Origin of the sequence: Mucilaginibacter sp. cycad4 (genome assembly GCF_034263275.1) — a bacterium.
Classification (GTDB): domain Bacteria; phylum Bacteroidota; class Bacteroidia; order Sphingobacteriales; family Sphingobacteriaceae; genus Mucilaginibacter.
In genome coordinates this window covers 3653257-3679782 of the sequence record NZ_CP139559.1, presented here as the reverse complement: position 1 = coordinate 3679782, position 26526 = coordinate 3653257, and the positions used below count along the sequence as shown (strand labels likewise).

General features: G+C 43.1%; 22 protein-coding genes. 14 read left to right on the top strand and 8 right to left on the bottom strand.

Translation table 11 applies throughout. From position 1 onward, the window contains the following. Positions 1-4: 4 nt before the first annotated feature. The 6 genes from SNE26_RS14865 (at position 5) to hmpA (ending at position 4477) form a co-directional block, all read left to right on the top strand. On the top strand, positions 5-412 hold the full coding sequence (locus SNE26_RS14865) for a hypothetical protein (RefSeq protein ID WP_321554723.1): 408 nt from the start codon (positions 5-7) through the stop codon (positions 410-412). Between the two features lie 11 nt (positions 413-423). Continuing rightward, on the top strand, positions 424-756 hold the full coding sequence (locus tag SNE26_RS14860) for a hypothetical protein (RefSeq protein WP_321554722.1): 333 nt from the start codon (positions 424-426) through the stop codon (positions 754-756). 22 nt (positions 757-778) lie between these two features. Next, the gene (locus SNE26_RS14855) at positions 779-1897 is read left to right on the top strand and encodes an ATP-binding protein (RefSeq protein ID WP_321554721.1); all 1119 of its coding nucleotides are present in this window, start codon (positions 779-781) and stop codon (positions 1895-1897) included. Between the two features lie 85 nt (positions 1898-1982). After that, a complete protein-coding gene (locus tag SNE26_RS14850) occupies positions 1983-2420 on the top strand; it encodes an Rrf2 family transcriptional regulator (RefSeq protein ID WP_321554720.1) in 438 nt (145 codons plus the stop codon). Between the two features lie 370 nt (positions 2421-2790). After that, positions 2791-3177 (top strand): group III truncated hemoglobin, encoded by a 387-nt coding sequence (locus tag SNE26_RS14845; RefSeq protein WP_321554719.1) that lies wholly within the window; start codon positions 2791-2793, stop codon positions 3175-3177. An 88-nt stretch (positions 3178-3265) separates the two neighbouring features. Then, entirely contained in the window at positions 3266-4477 is a 1212-nt protein-coding gene (hmpA, locus tag SNE26_RS14840) for an NO-inducible flavohemoprotein (RefSeq protein WP_321554718.1), read from the top strand. 77 nt (positions 4478-4554) lie between these two features. Here hmpA and SNE26_RS14835 read toward each other — a convergent pair whose 3' ends face one another. Beyond that, entirely contained in the window at positions 4555-5895 is a 1341-nt protein-coding gene (locus SNE26_RS14835) for a polysaccharide deacetylase family protein (RefSeq protein WP_321554717.1), read from the bottom strand. A gap of 244 nt (positions 5896-6139) precedes the next feature. Here SNE26_RS14835 and SNE26_RS14830 point away from each other — a divergent pair, with 244 nt between their 5' ends. Further along, positions 6140-6616, top strand: coding sequence for an organic hydroperoxide resistance protein (locus SNE26_RS14830; RefSeq protein WP_321554716.1), 477 nt, complete (start codon positions 6140-6142; stop codon positions 6614-6616). Between the two features lie 133 nt (positions 6617-6749). On the opposite strand, the gene SNE26_RS14825 is transcribed toward SNE26_RS14830, so the two are convergent. The 7 genes from SNE26_RS14825 to SNE26_RS14795 form a co-directional block, all read right to left on the bottom strand. Further along, positions 6750-7430 carry a metal-dependent hydrolase gene (locus SNE26_RS14825; protein ID WP_321554715.1) on the bottom strand — a complete coding sequence of 227 codons (681 nt, stop codon included), beginning with the start codon at positions 7428-7430 and terminating at the stop codon, positions 6750-6752. Between the two features lie 28 nt (positions 7431-7458). Continuing rightward, entirely contained in the window at positions 7459-7881 is a 423-nt protein-coding gene (locus SNE26_RS14820) for a hypothetical protein (protein ID WP_321554714.1), read from the bottom strand. A 63-nt stretch (positions 7882-7944) separates the two neighbouring features. After that, the gene (locus SNE26_RS14815; RefSeq protein WP_321554713.1) at positions 7945-8097 is read right to left on the bottom strand and encodes a hypothetical protein; all 153 of its coding nucleotides are present in this window, start codon (positions 8095-8097) and stop codon (positions 7945-7947) included. Between the two features lie 20 nt (positions 8098-8117). Further along, on the bottom strand, positions 8118-8918 hold the full coding sequence (locus tag SNE26_RS14810; RefSeq protein ID WP_321554712.1) for a DUF1223 domain-containing protein: 801 nt from the start codon (positions 8916-8918) through the stop codon (positions 8118-8120). A gap of 298 nt (positions 8919-9216) precedes the next feature. Further along, entirely contained in the window at positions 9217-10584 is a 1368-nt protein-coding gene (locus tag SNE26_RS14805; protein ID WP_321554711.1) for an IS110 family transposase, read from the bottom strand. 334 nt (positions 10585-10918) lie between these two features. Further along, entirely contained in the window at positions 10919-11680 is a 762-nt protein-coding gene (locus tag SNE26_RS14800) for a LytTR family DNA-binding domain-containing protein (RefSeq protein ID WP_321554710.1), read from the bottom strand. Beyond that, positions 11661-12683 (bottom strand): histidine kinase, encoded by a 1023-nt coding sequence (locus SNE26_RS14795; protein ID WP_321554709.1) that lies wholly within the window; start codon positions 12681-12683, stop codon positions 11661-11663. Before SNE26_RS14795 ends, SNE26_RS14800 begins: the two co-directional genes overlap by 20 nt. A gap of 402 nt (positions 12684-13085) precedes the next feature. On the opposite strand from SNE26_RS14795, the gene SNE26_RS14790 reads away from it, so the two are divergent. From SNE26_RS14790 to SNE26_RS14760, 7 genes are all read left to right on the top strand, one after another. Continuing rightward, a complete protein-coding gene (locus SNE26_RS14790; protein ID WP_321554708.1) occupies positions 13086-13625 on the top strand; it encodes an RNA polymerase sigma-70 factor in 540 nt (179 codons plus the stop codon). Positions 13626-13845: 220 nt separating this feature from the next. Further along, a complete protein-coding gene (locus tag SNE26_RS14785; protein WP_321554707.1) occupies positions 13846-14907 on the top strand; it encodes a FecR domain-containing protein in 1062 nt (353 codons plus the stop codon). A gap of 194 nt (positions 14908-15101) precedes the next feature. Then, entirely contained in the window at positions 15102-18473 is a 3372-nt protein-coding gene (locus SNE26_RS14780) for a TonB-dependent receptor (RefSeq protein ID WP_321554706.1), read from the top strand. Positions 18474-18480: 7 nt separating this feature from the next. Continuing rightward, on the top strand, positions 18481-19959 hold the full coding sequence (locus SNE26_RS14775; protein WP_321554705.1) for a RagB/SusD family nutrient uptake outer membrane protein: 1479 nt from the start codon (positions 18481-18483) through the stop codon (positions 19957-19959). A 72-nt stretch (positions 19960-20031) separates the two neighbouring features. Beyond that, positions 20032-22230, top strand: coding sequence for an alpha-N-acetylglucosaminidase (locus tag SNE26_RS14770; RefSeq protein WP_321554704.1), 2199 nt, complete (start codon positions 20032-20034; stop codon positions 22228-22230). 162 nt (positions 22231-22392) lie between these two features. Further along, positions 22393-25350, top strand: a complete 2958-nt coding sequence (locus SNE26_RS14765) for a beta-galactosidase (RefSeq protein WP_321554703.1) — start codon at positions 22393-22395, stop codon at positions 25348-25350. A gap of 13 nt (positions 25351-25363) precedes the next feature. Then, the gene (locus SNE26_RS14760) at positions 25364-26491 is read left to right on the top strand and encodes a heparan-alpha-glucosaminide N-acetyltransferase domain-containing protein (RefSeq protein WP_321554702.1); all 1128 of its coding nucleotides are present in this window, start codon (positions 25364-25366) and stop codon (positions 26489-26491) included. The last annotated feature ends 35 nt before the right edge of the window (positions 26492-26526 follow it).

The following is a 26526-nucleotide window of genomic DNA, read 5'->3' as shown; positions in this document are numbered from 1 at the left end:
TGCTATGAAAAAGTTTATTTGTTTGGCAGTAGCCTTCTTTACAAGTGTGTTGATGTTTATAGCAGCAGGTTTATTTATCAAGCTTAACACAAGTTTGATGGAACCGCTGGTGCCTGCCAGGTTTTTCGTAATCGTGCTGTATGGTATATGTTCATTGAAATTTGCTTTACTGGTTATTATGCTTATGCCGGGTAAACCTGTGCTTAAGCAAATTGGCATAGGTTTTATCGCGGCCGATATGACTTTACCGCTACTGGGCAGTATCGCCAATTTAGCAATAAGCTTACCTGTATCGCTAATTGTAATACAGGTATTACTCCTTCTTTTTTACATGGCTTTGCAAGGTCGTTTATGGCTTTACAAAATCAATACAAACACTATTGAAAATGAACTGATGGTATCACCTGTTTAATTAATGACAATATGCACCATGATGACGAACAATTGATAAACCTCATTATTGATCTGCAGGAGCGGGGCTTTAATCACGATTTTGTGATTGAGAACGAGCATATCAGGTGTTTGCAATACAACGAGCTGATCTCGCCCGATGACTTTGAGATATTGGAAACTTATCACTGCAAATCATCGAGAAAGAATAATGATTGCAGTTTAGTGTATGCCATCCGGTTAATGAACCATGACATGAAGGGCATATTGATGAGCGACTACAGGGTATACATTAAAGGGATGTCATTAAGATTATGGTCAAAATTTAATAGTGTGATCAGGTTAAATCTATCAGTAACAAAATAAAATTTAAGAAAAACATATCCAAATGAACAGGGAAATCAGAAATATGGATAGCCGGGCAGGGGTAACGCCTGAACACACCATAGGAGGAGCATATATAGGCAACTGGAAAATCCAGCTCCGGTCAAATAAGATATCCTTTTGCCCCCGGATGCGCAAAATGCTTGAACTATCAAAAGGGTATGACGAAAATATTGAAGAACTTTTGGGGCTGGTTAAACCCGGACAATTGAGCGGGCTCATCCATGAGTTTAAGGTTTCCTGCTTTAATGGCACCAAATTTGAAAAACAAGTGCAAATTGTAACTCCATCCGGTAACGAAAAATGGATCCGGCTTACAGGTGTTTTATATTCACGCAGGTGGGGAACTGCCGAACAAATGATAGGTACCGTTGAAGATGTTACCCAGAAAGTTAACGAAGAGTGCCTGAGCATGGCTATTGTGAACCACGAATTGCGCGCACCTTTAACTATTATAAAACTCAATACCCAGTTTTTAATTAACCATCTTGCATTCAGCATCAATAAACAACCGGTAAGGTTGCTGAACATGATTGATCAGCATATTAACGGAATGACCAAACTGATCGATGAATATTTATCACCCTCAACCGGCGAAGACAGGTCAGCGCAACTCAATTATAGCCTGTTTGATGTTAACGACCTGGTTGATACAGTGCTTGGTGAAATGAGGATCCTTTATCCCGGCCACCGCTTTTGTAAATATCCTGCTGCCGATAGCATTTTGGTTAGGGGAGATAAATACAAGATCATCCAGGTGCTGATCAATTATTTAACCAACGCTGCCAAGTTTTCGCCGCCATGCTCACACATCAACATTAATATAGACTGTAACGAAAATGAGGTTGAAGTATCGGTGCATGACGAGGGGGTAGGTATTAATGAGGAAAACAGCCAGGCGCTGTTCCAGAAATTTTACCAGTGCAATCAAAAATCGGTACGGCAAAAAAACAGTAAGGGCCTGGGTTTATATATTGTGAAGAGTATTATCCAAAAACATGGCGGTACAGTGAAGGCCGAAAGCGGGAAGGACGGAGGTACTATATTTTCTTTTAGCCTGCCGCTTAGCCATCAAAGTAAATTTAACACTACCGGGCAGGAGGCGATAAAATTAATGGCTTAAACAGTCATATTTAAGTAAGGAAACAATAAAAGATAAAAATATCTTTTATTGTTGGTTGAAATAACTACTTTTGCTTTATAAAGCAATGGGGATATTTTCAAAAACATGTGAGTACGCGGTAAGGGCAGTATTTTTTATAGCCCAACATACCGCCGATGGCAGCAGGGTAGGCATAAAGGAAATAGCCGTAAACATTGATTCGCCCGAGCCTTTCCTGGCCAAGATCCTCCAGGATTTAAGTAGGAGAGGTATCATCCAATCGGTAAAAGGGCCTAACGGTGGTTTTTATCTTGATGCACGAAGCCTTGGCCGCCCGCTGTCGGATGTGATAGAAGCCGTTGATGGCGGAGGCATATTCAGGGATTGCGGTTTAGGGTTAAAGGAGTGTTCATCAAAAAATCCATGCCCTTTGCACCATGATTTTTTAGACGTAAGGAACCGCCTGCAAAACATGCTTGAATCTATCACCATAGGCCAGTTCAATGAAGATCTGAACCTGGGAATAGTAGTGCTGAAAAAATAAACCGTCGGCCCGAAAGATTTAAAGCGCGGTCAAACCATCCCATTTTAATGAATTAAATAAAAGAGGATGTTGAAATAGTTAATTAAAGGATAAAAAGGTATTAATATATTGTATGAAAGTCAAATTAATACCCCAAAGAAATCCGGTGGACTTTGAGGTGATATGAAAAAGCGGAAGACTTACGAAGTTTCAAAAACTTCGTAAGTCTGGGTTCTGCAACTTGTCGCGAATAGCCAGTTGAAGCACAATAAACGGGCCGTTACGCGCGATTCTTAGACCGGTTTACACGGGCAAGCTTTTTTTGCTCAATGGAATAATAATTGTGATGGTTGCTACTAAATAACTTGTATTCAACAAAATAAACAAACCGATGAACGATATAGAAGACATAACATCGATTAAAATACTGGTTGATGAATTTTACACCAGGGTACGGCTCGACGAATTATTGGGGCCCGTTTTTGCCGAAGTTATAAAAGACGACTGGCAACCGCACCTTGATAAAATGTATGCTTTCTGGAATGCTGCCCTATTTGGCGTCCCTGGTTTTAGGGGCAATCCCTTTGCCAAACATGCGCCGCTGCCTATTAGTGATGATCATTTTAACCGCTGGCTGGAGCTGTTTACCCAAACGGTTGATATGCACTTTGCCGGGCCAATGGCTGATGATGCCAAGAACAGGGCAGGCCTGATGGCGGTAATGTTTCAGAGTAAGCTGGCTAATATGAAGGGTGGGGCGGGCAGGACTATCGTGTAATTCCATAAACCCTGGGAGTTAAGAAAAAGGCTGGGAATTGCGATCTCCCTTGCAGCCACAATTAATTATAAATATATACTGTTAAACGATGATTACTAAAGAACAAAAAGAGCTGGTTAAGGCCACTGTGCCTGTATTGAAAGAGCATGGAGTATTGTTAACTACTCATTTTTACAACCGGATGTTTACCCATAATCCTGAGCTTAAAAATGTGTTTAACATGGGCAACCAGCAAAACAGCAAACAACAAACCGCCCTGGCCATGGCTGTACTGGCCTATGCCGAGCATATTGAAAATCCGGGTGTGTTGATGCCAGTGCTTGATGGAATTGGTCAAAAACATACAAGTCTTGATATCAGACCTGAGCATTATGCCATTGTAGGCGGGCACCTGATTGCATCTATAAGTGAAGTATTGGGTAACGCGGCCACACCTGAGTTACTGGAAGCCTGGACAGTGGCTTACAATCAGCTGGCAGCCATCATGGCTGGCCATGAACAAAACCTTTACAGCAGGCAGGTTGCAAAAAAGGGCGGCTGGACAGGCTGGAGGCCGTTTGTTGTAAAACAGAAAGTAAAAGAATCTGCCGAGATCACTTCCTTTTACCTTTATCCAACACATGGTGGTGCAGTGCCCGATTTTACTCCGGGGCAGTTTTTAAGCTTGCGTTTGTTTTTGCCTGAGCTTAACCTTTTACAGCCACGACAGTACAGCATTTCAAGCGCGCCAAACGGTGAGTATTACAGGATTTCGGTTAAACGCGAGGCAGGAACTGAGTTGCTTGCCGATGGTATGATCAGCAATCGTCTGCATAATTTTGTTAATGAAGGTGATATCATTGAGGTATCCGCACCGGCAGGTGGTTTCGTATTAAACGGCGATGGCGACCACCCGATAGTTTTTATCAGCGGCGGTGTTGGCCAAACCCCCTTAATGAGCATGATGGAAAGTCTGATAAAAAGCGGCAGCAAACGACCAAAGACATGGGTGCACGGTTGCCGCGATAAAAATGTGCATGCTTTTAAAGAAGTTATTGAACAATGGGAAGGCAAAAACGAAGAAGTTAAAAAGCACATTTTCTACAACGAAGTTGAGGAAGGAATGCCCGACAACTTTTATGAAGGCTGGGTAGATCTTAATCAATTAGGCGAAAACATATTTGAGCCCAATACCGAATATTACATTTGCGGCCCGGCGGGTTTTATTGAACTGCATTACCGTGAACTGGTGAAAAAAGGCATCGACAAGCAGTTGATCCATTTTGAAGAGTTTGGCCCGCAAACTTTGCAGTTGAACTAAAGGGAATTGCTATTTCGTGCTGAAGTAAGCCGTATTTATACAAGGCTATTTCAGCACGAAATAACGATCCAATGTAATTATCCCTTTTTCAGTGTCACCATCCCCTCGTTCGGCTGCGCTTGATATAGCACATAAGTTCCTTGCCCATCTTTAGCGGTATTTACCTTTTTGCTTTTTTTGCCCTGGGTAACCATTGCGCTTGTCCAGTTAGATGATACATAGGTTTTTAGGGTTACCGGCAGATAATACATTTTACTGTCGAGGTTATGGCTTACCTTAACCTGAATACTGCTGCCCACCACCGAGGCCACAGCTTTGCCATGTTCGCGCTCACGCATGTACCGGGTTACATCGCCAAAGGTGGCTACCCAAAGCTTATCGTTTTTGCTTTTGATGTATTGAAAATATTCGTCGAGCAAGGTGCTGGGCAGGGCCTCGTAGCCCATGCCATCAATCCCGTGAAAAACCAGTACCAGCCAGGTATCGGTATGGTTAAGCGCGGTATCAACCCAAAGCTTCATCACAGGCAGCGGAGTTTTGGTAGTTGCCCCGCGTTGCCATTGAATATAATCTTTATCTGTTGAGCCCGGTGTTTGTTTGCTGGCGCGATCAATTTCCTTTAGCCAGGGCTCGGGCATTCGGTTGCGCAGGGCCGGATAGGTTTTCAGGGCATAGCTCATTACCCGGTCGTTTTCAAAACCGTAAGGGCACTCTGCCGAAAAGGTATGTTTTGGGCCAAGCTGGGCCAGGATATCGGCCTTGCTTTTTTCCAGTTCCCAAAGCAGGTTGGGCTCGTCAAGTCCGGGCATGCTGGGATGGGTAATGGAATGACTGGCAAACTCATAACCTTTGGCAGCATCCTTCCTGAAATCATCCCAGGTTGAGCCAATGGATTGTTTAAACTCGTCGTTAGGTTCGTAACCCGATTTCAATTCGCCGTTGCGGGCTTTGGCATAAATATCATCAAGCACTTTAAAAGCTTTTTCCTTTTTACCGCTATCGTACAAACTTCCGGCCTGCGTATGCGAGGCGATAGTACCCATATAACCTAAATATCCTGCGGCCGAGCATCGCTCAAAAAAATTTTGATCATTGGTAGGTATCGTAGCCGATTCTTTGATAATCTCCTTTACCGGGCGGCCAATAAATCTCCCATGGTATTTGGATCCGGGTATGGACCCGGTAATGATAAAAAAGGTAGCCGGCATTTTCAGGCGTTCCATTACGGGCAGGGCTTTTCTGAACTGGTTCATGGAGCCGTCATCATAAGTAAGGGAAACGGCGCCGGTTTTACCGTATTGCCATTTGGTTATTTCGGTTGTGCCGGATTTGGTTTGGGCACTGCTTTGCAGGCATCGCAAGCCTATAAGTGCCGTGAGCAGCAGTGTTTTAAGTGGTTTATGATTGGTGGTTAGCATGATTAAAATTAACTTTTTAAATTAATTTACAAAGTAATATTACTGTTTCAATTGGCGGGTTGTCAATTGAAACAGCATCTTTCAAAAAACTGATAATTTCATTTTGGGGATTGAATTTTCGGCTTTAAGAATGTCCGGTTCATGATATGGCTTGTCCGGTTCACATAGTTAGTGATAGGTCTGCGGCCGATATCAGGGTATCTTTGAGCATACAAAAACAAAAATTATTTAAATAAATAACACAATGGAAACTATTAAAGATTCAGTTATCAATAAGATCAAGGTTATCGAAGATATCTCAGCTAATAAAATCGACAAAGTATTATATACCGGTAAAGTACGTACCGTAGGTGGTCGTGATGGTGGTTCGTCTGTTAGTACCGATGGCCAGTTGGATATCAAACATTCAACTCCCGGAACTCCTAAACCTGGTACCAATCCCGAACAACTATTTGCTGCAGGCTGGTCGGCTTGTTTTGAAGGCGCTATCGGCATTGCTGCTGCTAAAAAAAGGATTGCCCTCCCTGCCGAACTGGCTATTGATGCCGAAGTGGATTTGGGTATTACTACCGGGGCTTACTTTTTACAGGCCCGTTTAAACGTAAGCTTACCAGGTCTGGATGTGGAAGTTGCCAAAGCATTGGTAGAAGAAGCGCATCAAACATGTCCTTATTCAAAATTAACTTATGGTAACATCAACGTTGAAATTAACCTGGTGTAAAGCCCCCTCCGCCCCCTAAAGGGGGTACTTTTGAAAAGCAAAAAAGGCCTGCTTCAATTTAATTGAAGCAGGCCTTTTGCTTTCTTCGGCTTTGTTATTTCATTTTCACGTGATAACAAAATGTTTATGCCGCTCAAATATCTATGCTCTCGCCTATAGCCGGTAAAAATAATTTCAATCCGGCCTGTTCAAATTGTTTAACAGCCTCATTTTTATCTATTTTAATAAAACCAAAGGTGTCGTAATGAACGCCTAAAACCTTATCGGCCTTAACAAGCTTTGCCGCTTCAATGGCGTCATCAATACCCATGGTTAAAACATCGCCTATCGGGAAAACCGCCAAATCAAGATCAACCCAGCTGGCTACCAGGCCCATGTCAAGGGTAAAACCGGTATCGCCGCTATAGTAAAGATTGCCATCGTCGGTCTTTAAAGCATAACCGCAGGCCACACCGGCATAGCTGCCATCCGGAAAGCTGGCCGAGTGCTGGGCAATGAATGATTTCGCAGTACCAAAATCAAAGGTCACCTTACCTCCGGGGTTTAGCGGATGTACATTTTTAACACCTTTCTTGCTGAAGTAATCATATACTTCAAAAATGCCCACAACCATGGCTCCTGTGCGGTTTGCTATAGTTTCCACATCCAAAACATGATCATAATGACCGTGCGATACAAAAATGTAATCGGCTTTAATTTCATCAATGTTGATGTCTTTAGCTAAATCGTTGCCTGTAATAAAGGGATCAAACAGAATGTGTTTACCCCCGGCAATCACCGAGAAGCATGAGTGACCGTAATAGTTGATTTTCATTGGTTTGGTTTTTTATGTTTAATGATGATTAGTTTAAAAGCGGCGTTAAGGTGCCTATAGCCGGCATTGGCAATAGTTTAAAATGATCATAGGTTGTACAGGTAAATTTACCTGTTACAGTATTTATTTTTGAGTATGGAAATGTCATCTTTTTAGGCAGGGGTATATTTGTTGAAGGATAAGCGTCTGCCTGGCCAAACGCTTTTTCAAAACCGGGAGGAACGTTAGTTTCCGGTTGGGTTTGTTTAGCAGTACTACCGATAGGCAACCTAAATCCCGTTGAGATTTGGGCCGGATCAAAGCGGCCAATTTTAGATGAAGGGCTGTGACCTCCCGCAGGCAGGCTTATTTTAAAAGTCAGTGCCTGTTCGGTACAGTTTAATTGATTCGCCTGGGCATAAGCGCCAAGGCTGCAAAATGTAGTGATGGCAATTAACAGTAGCTTTTTCATTTTGTATAAGTTTAAACCATTACGGCCCGATAAAACGGGCCGTAATGGTTATATTGAAATTGGTTAATTATTCTCTGCCGGTTTTTTCTTTCTTCCCGGAACGCAGATCATTTCACAATCCTGAGGGTTACGTTCAAATGGCGCCCTTGTAAGAAATGATAATGAGAACAGTGACAGGAAGCCCATCAGTAACCGGCCTTGCTTCAATTTGGTCATGATCTTTTAATTTGAGTTTGTTATATTTTAGCCACCGCACCACTATTTAAAGCCATTTTTGTAGCAGTTAAAATTTCGCCGTTTGCTTTGTCTTGAATAAAGCCTACCACTTCCCAGCCCTGCGGAGCAAAACCTTTAGGTAAGTTGATGGTAGTTTGACCTTTTTTTGCCTGGTTTAAGGCAACTGTTTTTAAGTCGCGCACTATTTGGGCGTGCGATAAAGTCCTGCCGCTGTTTTCGCCGCGGTCTACTTTGCTTATAGCCGTTTTTTGTACAACTGCAATCAGCAATTGCTGGTTGGTTGAACCTCCGGTTAGTTCGTAATTTACAGTTAGCTTATCGCCGTTTTGTTGTGCCTGTAAAGAAACCTGTGCTGTCTGAACAATTGCCAAAGCGCCAGAAATAGCTTCGCGAAGCACGGGTTCATCCGAGCCTACCATCTCCGTTTTACCATTAACAACAACCTGCGGTGTATAAACCTGGGCGTTTAAATAGTAGCTGTACTCCTTTTGACGTTTTGAAAACATGGCATGGCTAAACACATCTTTCCAGCCAAGGCTGTTCCAGTAGTCAACGTGGTAAGCCAGGATATAAACGGGTTTGCCCTGGGTTTCTTTTTGGATTTTAGCGAGTAGTTCATCGGCCGGAGGGCAGCTCGAGCATCCTTCTGAAGTGAACAATTCAACCAAAGCAAAACCTTTTCCGGGAGTGCCGGTGTTTACTGTTTTAGCAGTATTTATTTTACGGTTGGCATACGCGGCGGTAGCGAGCGCCAGTGCAACAGCACCAACGCAGAAGCTTAAAATTTTGAACGATTGCATATCTTTTGATTTTTATTTATATCAAAATTATGCTGCAACCGGCAGCGAAAACAGCACAAAAAAGCCCAACCGGACATTTATATAGTTCAGTTGGGCATTGTTTGAGTCGAAAGTTCTAAGTCGGAAGTCTTAAGTCAAAAGTTTTTTCTGATACTTAGAGGCCGCTTACGACCATATAGAAGCCGTCATTGCGAGGTACGAAGCAATCGCCAATAGGCAGAGGAGCTATGCAAGTCCGCCCTGTAAAGTAGGGGATTGCTTCGTACCTTATAATGACGTGCATGTAAGTATTTCATAATCAAGCTGCATTTTGAAGAGTAAGGCCAAGTTTTTGCGCTTCTTTTCGCAGACGAGCGATCTTTCTTGCCTTTTGTAGCTCAACATCCTGCTGAACTTTGCTGCTGTCGTAGGCTTCCTGTTTGAGCACCATCTTATAGAAGATAACCGCTATTTTCCTTGCCACTGCCTTTATAGCTTTGGCCTTCCCTTTGGTTGCAGCCAACTTCCGGTATTGCTGTCCCAGAGGACCTTTACTTTGCCAGAGACAATTGGCGGCCAGCCGGAAAGCTTGTGTTGCCGGATTGTGGGTGATCCGTTTTTCATAGCCCACCAGTTTGCCTCCTGTTATTTTGGGCCGGGGAGACAGGTTTAACCAACTTGTGAAATGACCGGCGGTGGGCCATTTGCCCATATCCGGCCCGGTTACGGCCAGGATCGTTAACAGGCCGATCTCGTCCAGTCCTTCTACCGCTGTCAGGTCAACCCCTAATATGGCCAATAAATAATCCTTCAGGTTGATATGGTATTGATTCTTGCGGACCATGCCCTGTTTCTTTGAACTTTTGATCTCCGGCGCCAATAGCTTAAGCGTTTGTTCGATATGCTCCTCATAATAAAGCATCTGATCTTTTAAAAAGTCATAGGCTTTCAGGCTGCCTCTAAGGATATGGATCAGGCTGTCCCGGTAGTCGCCCTCAAGAGAACGCAGTAACTCCTCCCTGCCTGCTTTCAGCCGTTTATGATCGATACTGCAAAGCAGTTCTTCAGGGTCTGATATCCCTGAACAAATCAGCCGCAATAGCTTTATTCCTGATACGCCTTCAATATCGCTGATCAGGTGCTGGAACTTGATATTCATTTTAGTCAGGATGTTTTGGATCCTGTTGAGCGTATCGCTTTTCTGATCCTGGCAGATCTGCCTTTCATGAATGTACTGCCTGAGGTCCTGGTAACAGGCAGGGGCTATATGAGATTCCCGTAAAAGACCATGAGTAAGCAGCTGATGCAGCCACCCGGCATCATTAATGTCCGTTTTTCGTGCCGATACATTTCGGTAATGGCTCGGATTGATCATCACCACCTTCATCCCTCTGGATTCAAGGATACTGTGCAGGGGCATCCAATAAGTGGCTGTTGATTCCATCGTTACGATCTCTACCTTTTCCCTTTGCAACAGGTCCGCTAATTCATATAGACTGGAGGTAAAACTGTTAAACTCTTCCAGCTGGATCTGATCCCGGGCATCGGTATAGGACACAACCATCAACATGCTGCCTACATCGATCCCGGCTGACCTGGGATAAAGAACACCGAACTGAGACATCTTTTTTGAACCAACCGGCGCTCCCGCCTTTTTCCTGTTTTTGTTTTGATTAGCTTTGCCCATATTTTTTGTTATAAAAACAGGGCAAACTCTGTCGCTTTAAAAAGTCTAAGCTTAAAAGCGTGGTAAACCACCAGCCGGCCAGCTGGTGGTTCCCTTTAATGTTTCTTGCAAAAAGTGACAGTCCCAAACTCGCAAGCGGGTTCCTAAGGACCCCAAGGGTTATACGGGGTGTGTAATTTGCCCTGTTTTCAATGGCAAATATCTTTCATTAACCGCGAAGCACGTCATCTCATTTTTTTTCAGGGATTCCTGATGGATACTCGCAATGACGAGCAGGATATAGTAGTTTTATTTAACTGTTTTTAAGCAGCCTCTTAGAACTCAAGACTTAGAACTACCTATTCTCGAGCCAGCTTAAAAACACCGGCGCTTTTTCTTTGTTGATGAGGAGTTTCTCCGGAGTTGGAATTGTCAGTTTCACAAACAGCTTACGCATAAAATAATGCTCAACTTCCTTTATCGCACTAAAGTTTACAATGTATTGCCTGTTCAGCCTAAAAAACTGGTCGGGCGAAAGCTGACCGCTGATCTGGTCGAGCGATTGGTTAACAACATACTCCTGCTGATCAAAAGTCATGATGGTTGATAGTTCGTTGCGGATATAGAAGAAAGCGATGTTATTGGTGAGCACGGTGATGTACTTATTGTTCTTAAATACCAGGAAGCTCTTTTTACCTGCCGGAGGCGTAACCTGTGATAATAGGCTGGTAATATCTGGCTGAGCCCCCCGCTGAAAAAAGTTCCGCAGTTCATCTACCTTTTTAAAAGCATCAGCTATGTCTGATTTTGAAAAAGGTTTCAACACATAATCAACACTATTGGCCTTAAAGGCTTCTAACGAGTATTCATCAAACGCGGTACAAAAAATAATAGGGCAGGACACCTTTACCGATTTAAAGATCTCAAAACACAAACCATCCGAAAGCTGGATATCCATAAAAATAAGGTCGGGCTGCCTGTTTTCTGAAAGATAGGTGACCGAGCTTTCAACGCTCTGTAGTTTTGCTATAACTTTTGCATGTGGCCTTAATTCCAGCACAATATTTTCAAGCGAGCGTGCGGCCTTTAATTCGTCTTCAATTATGATAATGTTCATAGATCAGCGGTAGTTTAACTTTGAATATTTTATCTTCAGATATGATCTCTATTTGTTTATCAAGGAGATGGTTATAGCGCAGGTTAATGTTTTTAAGCCCTACACCGGTCGACGGTTCTTCAAAGCGCTTGGGTTTTATCTCGTTTTCCATAACGATGTTATCACCGTCGGTATAAAGTTTAATGTGCAGGGGATGATCCAGCGATACCACATTGTGTTTAATACAGTTTTCTATTAGTAACTGCAAGGTAAATGGGGGGACCAGTGTGCCGTGATATTGGTCGTTGATAGTATTGGTAAAAATAAAGCCATCCTCAAACCTGGCTTTGAGCAAAAAATTATAGGCGTCCACAATTTCCAGCTCTTCCGATAAATGAATGAGGTCTAACTTACGGCTCTCTAATGTAAAGCGATAAAAGTTGGAGAGTTTAAGGATAAAATCTACCGAATGCTCATCGGCGGTTTCAACCATAGCTTTCAGGGTATTGAGGCTGTTGAAAAGGAAATGCGGATTGATCTGCTGTTTAAGCAGCTCATATTGTGCGCCAAGGTTATCGGCCTTAATGCGCTCCAGTTCAACGTTAACCTGCTGGTTTTGGTAGTTTTGATACAGCAGGTTTATAAGCATATAAAACACCAGGTTAATGAGTATGCCCCTTACCTCAATCATGAGCATCACCGGACCAAAATTCAGGTGCGTTAATATCAGTTGCTGTATGTAAGCTAAAGCCAGCATTACCCCCATGCCTATTACCAGGGTTGTCAGGAGCCGCGAATACGAAATGCTTTTATTGAGTTGTTTATTGCCTGATTGTTTTGGCAGCGTATATATATTATAGTACCAAACAAACAGCGAAAAAGAAGCCGTAACTGCCGAGTTTACTGCTGCTTCAGCAGGTTTGAAGTGACGTTCGGCTATCTGCGGTACAGAAGCCAGCAGGCCCAGGAAAATTGAACTGCTCCATATAATTCCGGGAGAGATTTTAAACGGTGTATCTTTCATTTATTGCAATATGTTACGGAAATATGGTTGCTTGCCGGACAAATATAAAGTTAATTACGGCCTGTAGGCTAAATCCACTCTCATGATGGCCACAGCGATGGTAATCTTAATCTGTTTTGACCAAACACCTTAAATATTCCCCTTTTAGAGCCAAGTTATACCAGATTGCGCTATCGGATTGCGGGTTTATAGTTGAACCGGGCGTTTGGCTTCCCGGATTAGACATTTCGGGACATGAATAATCAACATAGTGTGGATGGGCATGTTATCGCCGGCTTATGATTTTGCAATGGATTCTATAGGATAAAATCAACGGGGAAAATAGTTTTGATCGAGATTTTTTACTTAAAATTGTACATTGTTTCAGTTAACTGTTCTCTTTAAAAAGCAAGCCGCTCAACATTGGAGATTAAAGAACTTATAGATTCCATTCATTACAATGATGATGAATCTGCCTTTAATGAACTGTATAAGCTGCTGATCAATAGCCTTAATCAGTTCGCCTATTCTTTTTTGGGCGATAGAGAAGCTTGCGAGGAGATCAGCAATGATCTTTTTGTGAATATCTGGCTGGGCCGCCACAAGCTTAACAAGATCTCGAACCCCAAAGTGTACTTTTATGTTGCGATAAAAAATGCCTGTCTCAACCACATCCGAAGCAATACGTCAAAAAAAAACCGCGATGCCCAACTTGCAGAAACTTACTATTTTCATTTATCGGTCGATCCGGCTCAATTGCTGATTAGCAAAGAATTGGAAACAGGAGTATTGAAAGCCATAAATAGTTTGCCCCCGCGCTGCAAACTCATCTTTAAAATGGTTAAGGAAGATGAACTCTCCTGCAATGAAGTAGCTGATATCCTTGGCTTATCTAACAAAACGGTATTTGCGCAATTAGCAATTGCACTTAAAAAGCTGGATGAGGCGCTTGGGAATAAGTAAAAACCATGTCATTTGCGGGGAGCGAAACGGGAATGAGTTTGGACGTGGCAAATCGCATGCTATACAGAGTTACAATGCCTCGGTACGGATTGCTTCGTAACCACAATAATATGATTTTATTGGTATTAGAATCGTCTGAATCTCCCCTCAAAAAAATATTTTAATTTCTTTTAGGAAAAACCTGAGGTAGCTGTGTCTTTTAAGCAGAATACCAATTACTATGAGCAAATCCAGGTTTATTGAGTTAATGGCCAAAAGCATGGGCAAAACTGCCAGTGCGGAAGAGTTGGCCGAACTCGACATGTTTCTTGAACAATTTCCTAACTATAAAAAAACGTACCAGGTTACTAATGCTTTAAAAGGAGACGATGTCCAGGCAGCAGAAATTAAACCGGAAGAGATTAATGGCAACCTGGAAGAGATCTGGAACCGAATTAAAGGCTCGAACGAAAATGCTGAGGATAATGCCATGGTAAGGCCCATGTTCAGGTGGCAATGGGTTGCCGCGGCTATACTGGTGTTTATTGCCGCAGGTGCTTTATTTTATAAAAAGATTGTGCAACCGGATTCCATGACTGCAGAAAATATGCTGTATGAAATTCATGTGCCTTATGGTAAAACCCAAAAACTGAAACTGCCTGATGGTACGCGGGTAACATTAAACGCAGGCAGTACTTTTTCATACCCCGAAGCTTTTGAAAAAAACACCCGGGATGTAAGCCTTACAGGTGAAGGTTTTTTTGAAGTGACCAAAAATGCTAAGAAACCTTTCCTGGTACATACCGCTAAGCTTGTTGTAAAAGTATTGGGTACTGTGTTTAACGTAAAGGCCTACAATAACGATAAAACCGTTGAAACTACGCTGTTAAAGGGTAAAGTGCAGGTGGAGTTAAAGAACAACCCCGAAAAAAAGATCATCCTGCTGCCTAATGAAAAATTGATTGTCATTAATAACCGGGAACCCAAAAGTGTAAAACCTAAAGTAGGTAAGATTGAATACCAAGTAACCGAGTTGCCAGATGTTAAGCCCGATGAAGTGAAAGAAACAGCCTGGGTTGATAACCGCATCCTGTTCACTAACGAAATGTTTGAGGATGTGGCTGCGCAAATTGAACGCAAATACAACGTGCAGGTTGTATTTGAAGATCAGGCGCTCCGTACCGAGCAGATAAGCGGTTTGCTTGATAAGGAATCCCTGCAGGAGGCTTTAGGTATTATTGAGATGACCACGCCATTCAAATTCAGAGTGGAGGATAAAACGGTGTTTCTTGCAAAAAAATAAAAACGAAATAAACTAACTAACCACTAACCAACAGCTTATGATATTGAAAACTTACCTGTCAGATTCCTGAAACATCCTCAAACAAATAAGGGAAGAGCTGCCACTCCTCCCCGCAAACAAATAGGATTTTATTAACGGAGTAAGCTATTGTAACACAGCACTTACTCCATCCATTTATTTTCAAAACAAATGTAATGAAAAAAACAAGAAGGGTGTTCCCGCTTCGTGGCGCGCCCGTATGTCTCAAAGTTATTTTGCTGATGAAAGCAGTATTTTTATTGGTCATGGTTACCTGTGTGCAAGTTTCTGCAAAAGTATACTCGCAGCAGAAATTTACGCTTAACCTAAAGCAGGCTGAAGTAAGCAGTATCCTTACCAAAATTCAAAAACAAAGCGATTACCGTTTCTTTTACAACTATGCTTCCATCAAAAAGCTGGGCAAGGTTGATCTCGATGTAAAGGACGCGACAATTGATGAACTGCTTGCCGTTATTATTGATGATAAGCTTTCCTACAAAATGAATGATGATCATGTAGTGATCATCGCTAACCAGGAGGATACCAAAAGTTTAGCCCTTGTAAAGGGAAAAGTTGTTGATGCCAAAGGCGAGCCGCTTATTGGCGTAAACATTAAGCTACAAGGTACTAATCAGGGTACTACCACCGATGTGAATGGTAATTTCAGTATCGACGCCCCTGTAAACGGCGTGTTGGAAATTACCTATATCGGTTATGAAAAAAAGATAGTGACGATAACCGGAAGCCAAACATTAAATATAACCTTATCCCCCCTGCCATCTGCCTTAACCGAAGTTGTAGTGGTAGGTTACGGCACTACTAAAAAAATAGATGTTACCGGCTCTGTAGCCAGCGTAAAGGGTACCGATATTCAAAATCTTCCTGTAGCGTCAGCAACCCAGGCTTTGGACGGCCGTGCAAGCGGTGTTAACATTGTACGTAACGACGGCTCGCCGGGTGCTGCTTCAAGTATCCGTATCCGCGGTACGGGCACACTTAATGATGCCAACCCGCTTATTGTTGTTGATGGTGTGCCTACAAGTAACCCCGACGCCTTAAGCGATATCAATCCAAATGATATTGCTTCAGTTGATATATTGAAGGATGCATCGGCAGCGGCCATTTACGGTACACGTGCAGCCAACGGCGTTGTATTGGTTACCACTAAAAGAGGTACTTATAATCAGAAATTAGCTACCAATATCAATTTTTACAATGGCTTCTCTAATACTACTAAATACCTTAAATTGTTAACCGCGCCCGATTTGTATACATTGAAAAGGGAGCGTTATACCAATGATGGTGTTGCTATAGATGCACCATGGAATGATAGCTATTATGCCACTCAAAGAACCGACTGGCAACGGGCTATTATGAAAACAGGTCACGTAATTAATGGCGATGTTAGTTTACAGGGAGGGAATGATGTATCTACTTATTATTGGTCAACCTCTGTTTATAATGAAGATGGTATCATCGATAAAACCAACTTTAAACGTTTTGTTACCCGTTTTAACTCAGAGCATAAGGTAACTGAATGGCTAAAACTGGGTGAAAATATCCAGTTGAACTACGCCAATAACGTTGGGTTTGATAACAACAACTCTCAAACAGGTTTGATCTTTTCGGCCTTGCGCTTTAACCCTGCCATTCCGTTGGTTAATCCGGATGGAACTTATGGTACATCAAAAGCCTTTGCCAATCAGTTAGGTGATATCAATAGCCCGTATGCTACGATACAGGAAGCAGACAGGTTTAATAAAAAATACCGCGCACTGGCCAACGCCTTTGCCGAGATCACATTCTTAAAAGAGCTCAAACTCCGCGTAAATTACGCTTATGATGGTACTTTAAACCGTGCATATAACTTCAATATTGCTGATGTTAACCAGGCCCGGCAAAATACAACCTCGCAGCTAACCCAAAACGAAGGTGAGTTATCATCACAGTTATTAGAGTCGTTCCTGACTTATGATAAGGTGTTTGGTAAAAGCCATGTTACCTTTACCGGTGGTTACTCATATCAAAACTTTAAAACTTATGGGTTTAATGCATGGCGGGTAGGATACGATGATACCTCACAGGATCAGCGAGTGCTTAGCCTGGGCAACAGCCAATTTAACTCAAGTGTGGTACCCGATGAATCATCATTACAATCGGGCTTTGGCAGGTTGTTTTATGATTACGATGGCCGTTTCCTGGCTACTTTAACTTTCCGCGCAGACGGATCATCTAAATTTGCACCATCAAAAAGATGGGGTTACTTCCCGGCATTCTCTTTAGGTTGGAGGTTATCTAACGAGCAGTTTATCAAAAAATTAACATGGATAAGCAATCTGAAGTTATCAGGTGGCTATGGCGAGCTTGGTAATCAAAACATAGGCACATTCCAATACACCAGCTTAATAAGGTTAGGTAGTACCTATGAAAATAACGGCTATACCTTTGGCGGCACAGGTTATACCGGTGCTGCGGTTTACAGCCTTGCCAACCCTGATATTACCTGGGAACGTACAGCCATGACCAACATTAGTTTAGACGCAGGTTTTTTAAATAATCAGTTAACTACAACATTAACCTGGTTTAATAAAAATACCAAGGATATGCTTTTATCGCCCCCTGTTGTAGGTGCAGCCGGTTCGGTAAATATCCCTAACCAGAACATCGGTACTATGAATAACAAAGGTGTTGAAGTTGAATTTAATTACCATGGCGGTAATGATAAGGTAAAATATTCGGTTGGTGCTAATGCCTCGTTTATCAAAAACAAGGTGACCAAGCTAAACGGCGAAGGTACATTTGTTGGCTCAACGGTTTATGGTCGTTCAAGTCAAGAAATTTCCCGCACTTATCAGGGTCAGCCAATAGCTTCATTTTATGGTTGGAAAACCAATGGTTTATACCAAACACAGGCTGATATCGATAACGACCCGGCGCTAAAAAATGACTCGCGTAAAAGTAGTATCAGACCTGGTGACGTTCGTTTCCTTGACCTTAACGGCGATGGCCTGATTGACGGTAACGACCGCACAAACCTGGGCAACCCTAATCCAAATGTTACTGCAGGTTTACAAGGCAGCATATCATACAAAGGCTTTGATTTTTCGGCAAACTTTACCGGTGTATTTGGCGTGAGCCTTTACAATGCTGATAGGATGCAGGGTATCGACCCAACTTATCCGTTTAACCTTTATGCCGAAACTTTAGGCCGTTGGACAGGCGCAGGTACCAGCAACACTATTCCCCGTTTATCACTTGATCGTGCTAATGATAACTACCGTACATCTGATCTGTTTGTGGAAAGCGGAAGCTATGTAAGCCTTAAAAATGCCACTTTAGGTTACACCCTTCCTGTGAGCTGGGCTAAAAAGGCCACTTTAAAAAGCATAAGATTATATGCAGCCGGGCAAAACGTGTTTTTTATAACCGGTTATAAAGGGTACACGCCCGAACTGGGTTATACTAACGGCAATTTGCAGAGAGGTGTTGACGTAGCTCAATATCCATCGGTAAGGACAATAACATTTGGTGTAACAGTTAAATTATAACATCATCATGAAATCAAACAAACTAATATATACGCTTGTGTCATTGGCCCTGATAGGCAGTGGCTGTAAAAAAGCGCTTGATTTAAAACAACAAGGTGTTTACAGCTCAACCAATTATTTCCGTAACGAAGTTGATGCTGTTAACGCGATAACCGGTATTTATAGCATTTTACCTGAAGAAGATTATATAGGTCATGCCGAATCAACATTTGATACTCCATCTGATGATTACTGGCGCTCAGGCGACCACGGTGAGGACGAAGGCATCGAAAACTTAACTTATGATGCTTCAAACGCGGCTATCCGTTACCCATGGAAATGGCGCTATGAGGAAATTAACCGTGCTACCAACTGCATCATCAATATCCCTAAAATAACAGCCATATCTGCTGATGTTAAAAATCGCAGTATGGGTGAGGCTTATTTTTTAAGGGCCTTCGGCTACTGGCGTTTGATGATCATTCAGGGTGATGTGCCTATTATTACTGAAGCTGATTATACATCGCTGAATTTTAACGTGCCAAAGTCACCAATTGAAGAGGTTCGTAAACAAATAGAATCTGATTTGTTGAAAGCAGTTGATCTATTGCCTGAAAGCTATGGCGCTGCCGACCGCGGGCGTGTGAGCAAAGGAACGGCGTTAGGTTTATTGACCAAGCTGTACATGTATTGGGAAAAACTTCCTGAGGCTATTACAACCGGCCAAAAAGTGATCTCAAATCCGGCTTATGCACTTGCTGCTAATTACCAGGATAACTTTACCCGTGCAAATGAAAACAGCACCGAAATTTTGTTCTCCATCCAGGCGGTACAAAACGTTGTTCAAAACGATTTTACGGTATACTATATTCCGCGCCCATGGGGTGGTTATGGTTTTAGCCAGCCATTACAAGGCCTTGCCAATGAGTTTGAGGCAGGCGATCCGCGTAAAGCTGCAACCCTGTTAAGTGTGGGGGACAAAGTGGATTTGGGTGACGGCAATGGCTTAACAACCTTTACAGCTGATCTTTCTGCCACCGGTTTTGCTTTTAAAAAGTATGCGGTATTTAATACCGCGGCTGCCGGCGGTGGCGTTGACCATAGTTTTGCAGTACCTTTAATGCGTTCGGCTGATATTTATCTGTTAGTTGCTGAAGCACTGATCCGTACACAAGGTGCAGGTGCCGGCGATGCGCTGATCAATCAAATCAGGCACCGGGCCTCAGCTTCATTAAAACCAGTTTCAGGAGCTGGTATGAAGGAGTTGATTCACGAGCGCCGTGTTGAGCTGGCCGGTGAAGACCAGCGTCACCAGGATTTGATGCGCTGGGATAAAAAGAACATCGTTGATATTGCGGCTATTTATAACCTTGCCGTTTCAAAAGCTCCGCTTGATCAAAACAAAACGGTAACCTTTGTGCGTCCTAAAAACTATTACTTCCCTATCCCTCAGGTTGAGATTGATAAGAGTAAAGGCGTGTTGGTACAGAACCCTAATTTTAAATAATAATATCCTCATACCGGCGACAGGGAGAACCCCTGTTGCCGGTATTTATTTCCAGCGTTTAATTATTTGTTGATGAGAAAGTGTTTACTTGTTTTAGCTGCTATTATTTCATTCGGCCTTAAAGCCGGTGCCCAGGTTGATCAAAAAGCCTCTTATGATTTTATTGAAAGGGTAATTCCCGGTAAAAGTAATTTGTTTACTGTTGAGGTTATCCCGCAACAAAACGGCAAAGATGTATTTGAGCTGGAAAGCCGCAATGGTAAAATAGTGCTCAGGGGTAATAACGGCCTGTCAATAGCATCGGCATTAAACTACTATCTGAAAACTTATTGTTTTTGCGATATCGGCTGGAATGGCACCAACCTTAATTTGCCAGCAACCCTGCCTGCTGTTAAAGGGACCATCCATAAAACAACGCCTTACCAGTACCGCTACTATTTAAACTACTGTACTTTTAACTATACCATGGCCTGGTGGGATTGGGACCGCTGGCAAAAAGAAATTGACTGGATGGCCCTAAACGGTATTAACCTGCCGCTGGCTATAACCGGCGAGGAAGCTGTTTGGCAATCAGTTTATAAAGACATGGGCTTTACCGATAAACAACTGGACGAGTTTTTTAGCGGTCCGGCTTATTTTTCCTGGTTTTGGATGGGTAACATTGATGCATGGGGTGGTCCGCTGCCACAGCACTGGATGGACTCGCACAAGGCATTGCAAAAAAAGATTTTGGAGCGTGAACGCTCTTTCGGGATGACGCCCGTATTATCGTCATTCACCGGCCACGTGCCGCCATCATTTAAAGATAAATTCCCCGGTGCCAAGGTAAAAAAAACCAACTGGGATGCCGGGTTTCCCGATGTTTATATCCTTGACCCCGACGACCCGATGTTTGAAAGCATCGGCAAAAAATATATTGAAGCGCAGACCAAAGAATTTGGTACGGACCACCTGTACTCTGCCGATACTTTTAACGAAAACGTGCCGCCAACCAATGATTCAACCTACCTTGATGGCATGAGTAAAAAGGTATTCAACTCCATGGCCGCTGCCGATCCGAAAGCTATTTGGGTAATGCAGGGCTGGATGTTTCACTATAATAACAAATTCTGGCAACCGCAGCAGATCAAGGCCTTGCTTAACGCGGTGCCTAATGAACAAATGATCGTGCTTGACCTGTACAGCGATGCCCACCCGGTTTGGAACCGTACTGAAGCTTACTATGGTAAACCATGGATCTGGAGCATGCTGCAAAACTTTGGCGGCAATATCAGCCTGTTTGGTCGCATGCGCCATGTAGCCGCTGATCCGGCCATTGCCCAGCATGACCCCGAATCAAAAAATATGCGTGGCATTGGTGTTACGCCCGAAGGTATTGAACAAAACCCGGCGCTGTTTGCCCTGATGCTCGAAAACGTTTGGCGCGATACCCCGATAGATGCCGATAAATGGGTTACAAACTATGCTCAACGCCGTTACGGGCAGGTAAACACCCAGGCCGGTGAGGCATGGCACATCCTGTTAAATTCCGTTTATTCAGGCGGCTTAACAGAAGGGGGCCCTGAATCGATCATCGTGGCAAGGCCGACAATGAAGAAATACATCGATAGGGTATTAACCAAGTTGGATTATGATCCTATGCAATTAGTTAAAGCATGGGGCTTGCTCATAAACGCTGCCGATAGCCTGAAACAAAGCGACGGTTTCCGGTACGATCTGGTTGATGTAACCCGGCAGGTACTGGCCAACTATGCAAGTCCGCTGCAACAGAAAATGGCGCAGGCTTATCAAAATAAAGATCAACAGCAATTTAAACTATACAGCGGCCAGTTTTTGGAGCTGATGGACGATATGGATGCTTTGTTAAGCACCCGAAAAGATTTCCTGTTAGGGAAATGGATCAACGAAGCAAGGGCTAATGGTATCACCGACAAAGAGAAAAACCTGTACGAATTTAACGCCCGCGACCTGGTTACCCTTTGGGGCGATAAGGAAAGCGGCTTAAGAGAATACTCCAACCGCCAATGGGCTGGTTTAATAAAAGGTTATTATAAACCACGATGGGCAATGTTCTTTAATCAGCTGGATAAAGCGTTATCAACCCAAACCGATTTTAATGCCGATGCCTTTGACAAGCAAGTGAAAGATTGGGAGTGGCAATGGGTAAATAAGCATGACAATGCTTACACTGATGTTGCTAAAGGCGATGCCGTTGAAAAATCAAAGCAATTGTATGTGAAGTATAATGCGGTGATTTCGCAAACGAAATAAAAAGTTGGTTGAAAATGGTTTGATAAAAGTAGTATAACTAAAAAACGTCATTGCGAGGAACGAAGCAATCCCAAACTATACAGGGTGGCTCTGCAAATAGGGGATTGCTTCGTTCCTCGCAATGACGCCTAAATATTAATAAGACGGGATTACAATATACAAATGAAGCTCCATCACTATATACTAACAGTTATCTTACTGTTAAGCGCCTTTACTAAAGTACACAGTCAAAGCGCTAACGACCATATTTTCCCGGCCTCGGCAGTTGCCAAACCCTACATAGATTTTGACAGCAAAGGTTTTATGGTGAATGGTAAACGCACATTCATTGTATCAGCCGGGCTGGAATATGCCCGTATCCCACACGAGCTTTGGTATGATAGATTATTGAAGATCAAAAGAGCTGGTTTTAATTGCATTGAGATCTACACTATCTGGAACTTTCATGAAGAGCACGAAGGTAAATTTAATTTCACCGGCGACCATGACCTTGGAAAATTCCTCGACATAGTTAAAGATTTAGGTATGTACGCCATTGTGCGCGTTGGCCCGTATTACTGTGCCGAATGGGATAACGGGGGCTACCCAATATGGCTTAAATTTAAAAAGGGCTTGCACGTACGCGAAGACAACAAACCTTTTGAGAAATATGTCGACCACTTTTTTGATCATCTTTTGCCGGTAGTATTCCAAAGGCAAATCAATAAAGGTGGCGCCGTAATACTGGTTCAGCTTGAAAACGAGCATCCCAGCGGCTGGGGCACTATTATGCCCGATGGCTATTTTAAACATCTGCAATCAAAAGCATTGCAAATGGGTATGCAAGTGCCCTATTTTTTCAGCGGTTTACACCATGCCAGTGACCCTGCTGGCGATGATAAACTTGATGACGATAAACGGCCAAACCCATGGTTCTCTACCGAGTTTTGGGCCGTTTGGTATTCGCAATATGGCGCTAAGCCAGGTGATGCCGGTCTTTACGACAGACGTACCTGGAAAATCATTGCCCATGGCGGCAATGGCTATAACTATTACATGGCGCATGGTGGCTCAAACTTTGGTTATACCAATAATGATGAAGATGCTGCTTCATATGATTATGGTACAGCCATAGGCCAGGCCGGCGATTTAAGGCCCATCTATTACACTTTTAAACGTGCTGCCTGGTTTTCGCGTAGCTTTCAGGAGGTATTGGAGAACAGCGGAAGCGTATCGACAGCTTACAAGGATATAGTTGCGGATACTGCCCTGAAAATATCTGCACGCACAAGCCCGGCCGGTGATCTGATATTTTTAGATAATCCGGGTGCTTTTAAAGTAAGCGCATCATTAAATATCAAGGGTGCTGAAGATCTGCTTGCGGGTAAAACCATCAACGTTCAATCTAAGGAGATCTACCCTTTAGTGCATAATTATAAACTCAATGATGATGTTATGCTTGATTGGGCGTTTACACGTGTATTCGGAATAGTTAAACAAGCTAACACTACTACGATAATTGTTGACGCTGAACCCGGCGATCCGCTGTTGCTTCGGTTCAATACAAAAGATAAAGCTTTGTCAAAACCAACTACCGTAAAAGTTGGTAATAATGATGTGTTGATTGATGAGAAAATGCCTGTTGCCGCGGATGCACCTGTGGAATTTACCTTTACCTCCGGCTCGCAGACCATCAGGGTTTTGGCCATGAACCGGACTTTAACCGACAAAACATGGATCATCGAAACTGAAGGCAAAAACTATATCACTACCGGGCTGAACTATGTTGGTGATGCCTCGGTTAAAAATGGTCAATTTAAAATCACTGCAGAAACGCCTTTATCCTCAAATGCAGCTCAAAAAGCAATTTTATATACTGATAACAAAGAGATTGATTTTAATATCGATGCCAAAAAGGGCAGTCAGCAGCAAACCATCAATTTATCTAATTGGCAATATAAAAACGCGGCAGTTGGCGCGGCATCGAACGTAAACACAAGTACATGGCTCAAATCAAAAGCCCCGCAGCCTATGGGCGCGGATGGCGATATTACTGCCGATGCGTGGTACCGGACTACATTAGATATACCATCAAACGGAAAATATACCCTGCAAGTAAAAGGCGGCGGTAGGGGCCAAGCGTTTATCGACGGCAAGCCGGCTGCAAAATGGAAACTAAACGACAATGAGTTATCCCTCGATCTTAAACAAGGGAAGCATACACTTGCCGTCTTTGCTGCGCATGATGGCCGTGATAAGCTGGCCGCCTACCTTGGCCCAATAGATGAAGTGGATAGCAAAGGGCTTTTCGGCAATGCGCTGATCAAAAAGGGAGGGCCGTTTATTACCGAGCTTGAAAACTGGTATGTTACGAAAGCCGCAAAAAAGGAAGATGTAAAACAAGGGCCGCCTGCGTTTGATGCCTCGGCATATAAAAAATATAAAATAGGTGCTGATGTTTTTAACCTGAAAGAGGGCTATGCCTGGTTCCATACAACCATTCCGCAGCAACAAGCAGGTACATCTAAAATAACCATTTTGTTTAAAAGTGTTGACGAAAATGCAACCGTATTTATTAACGGTAAACAGGTAGCCCATCATGATGGCTGGAACCAGCCTTTCGAGGTGAATATTACGGATGCGGAAGCTTTAAGGCGCCCGATCGATCTTTCTGTTTTTATCGAAAATTACTCGAACGAGGGTGGTATCGATCAACCTGTAAAAATTAATGCCATCGGAGATGCTACAGCCGTGACCGGCTGGCAATTGAAGGGCGGTCCAGGCGATGCTCAAGCGGTTCAAGGCTGGGCAAAGCTGGATGTAGCTAAACAAACGAACAGTGTGCCGGCCTTTTATCGCACCACTTTCAGCGTACCTCAATTACCAGGTAGTACATTCATCTGGCGTTTTGATCCGGTAGGATTAGGTCACGGTTCTGTTTGGGTTAATGGGCATAACCTGGGGCGATACCCGGAAAAGCTGGATATTAAAAGTCTTTATATCCCTGAATGCTGGCTCAAGTCAGGCATAAATCAACTGGTGGTTTATGATGAAGACGGTAGCAGTATCAATAAAACCCGCATTGTAGCCGAAGAGGCCGCAGGCCGTTTAATCAATAAAATTTCAATACCCCTTAATTAATATAATTGCAAAAATGGCTGCAACAACCGAAAGATTTACCGCGCTTGATGTTTTCCGTGGTATGACCATTTGCTTTATGATCATCGTTAATGCCCCCGGTTCGGGGGCCAACGTATGGTCGCCGCTTGACCACGCGGCCTGGATCGGTTTTACACCTACCGACCTCGTTTTTCCATCGTTCCTATTTGCCGTTGGTAATGCGCTCAGTTTCTCCAAAAAGAAATTTGAAACTGATGCTGCTTTTATAGGCAAGATCTTTAAACGTACGGTTATCATTTTCCTGTTGGGATACCTCATGTATTGGTTCCCTTTCTTTCACCGGGAGGCTGGTGGCTGGGCATTTAACCCTTTAAGCCATACCCGTATTATGGGGGTGTTACAGCGCATAGCGTTATGCTACTTCTTCGGCGCACTGATAGTTCATTATTGCTCACAAAAAACGACTGTCATCATATCTGTGGTGCTTTTAATAGGTTATTGGGCTTTCCTCATATTTTTGGGCGAACCGGGTAAAGAATATACCATGCTTGGCAATGCCGGCACCAGGTTGGATATCGCGCTGTTAGGTAACGATCATTTGTATCATGACAAAGGTGGCCCCATAGCTTTCGACCCGGAAGGTTTATTGAGCACCATGACCGGGATTGTGAATGTAATTGGCGGCTTTCTCGCTGGCGCATTCATTCAGCGTAAGGGTAAAAATTATGAGTCGGTTGCGCGTTTGTTCATGTGTGGTGTTTTACTGATTGCCGGCTCGCTATTCTGGGCGCAGTTTTTTCCCATCGCCAAAAAACTGTGGACAAGCTCATTTACCTTGCTTACTATCGGTATTGATCTTTTACTGTTAGGTTTCATGGTATTTGCCATCGAAATAAAAAAGATGAAAAAGTGGACAAACTTCTTTCTCGTTTTCGGTCGCAATTCACTGGCAATATACCTGCTGTCGGAATTGCTGCTTACCGTTTTCCAAACCATTTGGATCAAACCACAGCTCAGTTTTTATGACTGGATCAACGAGGTGTTTTATCAAAAGCTATTTCCCGGTGCTTTTGGCACACTGGTATTTGCCCTTTGTTATACGATGCTTTGCTGGCTGGTAGCCTGGGTACTTGATAAAAAGAAGATTTATATTAAAATATAATGATAAATGTAGAGACGCATAATTGCGTCTTTGAC

What these genes read in the sequence shown, in the direction of transcription:
- SNE26_RS14765 (WP_321554703.1), top strand. Translation starts at nt 22,393, where the DNA reads ATGAAGCTCCATCACTATATACTAACAGTTATCTTACTGTTAAGCGCC.
- SNE26_RS14845 (WP_321554719.1), top strand. Translation starts at nt 2,791, where the DNA reads ATGAACGATATAGAAGACATAACATCGATTAAAATACTGGTTGATGAA.
- SNE26_RS14805 (WP_321554711.1), bottom strand. Translation starts at nt 10,584, where the DNA reads ATGGGCAAAGCTAATCAAAACAAAAACAGGAAAAAGGCGGGAGCGCCG.
- SNE26_RS14860 (WP_321554722.1), top strand. Translation starts at nt 424, where the DNA reads ATGCACCATGATGACGAACAATTGATAAACCTCATTATTGATCTGCAG.
- hmpA (WP_321554718.1), top strand. Translation starts at nt 3,266, where the DNA reads ATGATTACTAAAGAACAAAAAGAGCTGGTTAAGGCCACTGTGCCTGTA.
- SNE26_RS14825 (WP_321554715.1), bottom strand. Translation starts at nt 7,430, where the DNA reads ATGAAAATCAACTATTACGGTCACTCATGCTTCTCGGTGATTGCCGGG.
- SNE26_RS14820 (WP_321554714.1), bottom strand. Translation starts at nt 7,881, where the DNA reads ATGAAAAAGCTACTGTTAATTGCCATCACTACATTTTGCAGCCTTGGC.
- SNE26_RS14855 (WP_321554721.1), top strand. Translation starts at nt 779, where the DNA reads ATGAACAGGGAAATCAGAAATATGGATAGCCGGGCAGGGGTAACGCCT.
- SNE26_RS14760 (WP_321554702.1), top strand. Translation starts at nt 25,364, where the DNA reads ATGGCTGCAACAACCGAAAGATTTACCGCGCTTGATGTTTTCCGTGGT.
- SNE26_RS14785 (WP_321554707.1), top strand. Translation starts at nt 13,846, where the DNA reads ATGAGCAAATCCAGGTTTATTGAGTTAATGGCCAAAAGCATGGGCAAA.
- SNE26_RS14815 (WP_321554713.1), bottom strand. Translation starts at nt 8,097, where the DNA reads ATGACCAAATTGAAGCAAGGCCGGTTACTGATGGGCTTCCTGTCACTG.
- SNE26_RS14830 (WP_321554716.1), top strand. Translation starts at nt 6,140, where the DNA reads ATGGAAACTATTAAAGATTCAGTTATCAATAAGATCAAGGTTATCGAA.
- SNE26_RS14780 (WP_321554706.1), top strand. Translation starts at nt 15,102, where the DNA reads ATGAAAAAAACAAGAAGGGTGTTCCCGCTTCGTGGCGCGCCCGTATGT.
- SNE26_RS14800 (WP_321554710.1), bottom strand. Translation starts at nt 11,680, where the DNA reads ATGAACATTATCATAATTGAAGACGAATTAAAGGCCGCACGCTCGCTT.
- SNE26_RS14850 (WP_321554720.1), top strand. Translation starts at nt 1,983, where the DNA reads ATGGGGATATTTTCAAAAACATGTGAGTACGCGGTAAGGGCAGTATTT.
- SNE26_RS14835 (WP_321554717.1), bottom strand. Translation starts at nt 5,895, where the DNA reads ATGCTAACCACCAATCATAAACCACTTAAAACACTGCTGCTCACGGCA.
- SNE26_RS14770 (WP_321554704.1), top strand. Translation starts at nt 20,032, where the DNA reads ATGAGAAAGTGTTTACTTGTTTTAGCTGCTATTATTTCATTCGGCCTT.
- SNE26_RS14810 (WP_321554712.1), bottom strand. Translation starts at nt 8,918, where the DNA reads ATGCAATCGTTCAAAATTTTAAGCTTCTGCGTTGGTGCTGTTGCACTG.
- SNE26_RS14795 (WP_321554709.1), bottom strand. Translation starts at nt 12,683, where the DNA reads ATGAAAGATACACCGTTTAAAATCTCTCCCGGAATTATATGGAGCAGT.
- SNE26_RS14775 (WP_321554705.1), top strand. Translation starts at nt 18,481, where the DNA reads ATGAAATCAAACAAACTAATATATACGCTTGTGTCATTGGCCCTGATA.
- SNE26_RS14865 (WP_321554723.1), top strand. Translation starts at nt 5, where the DNA reads ATGAAAAAGTTTATTTGTTTGGCAGTAGCCTTCTTTACAAGTGTGTTG.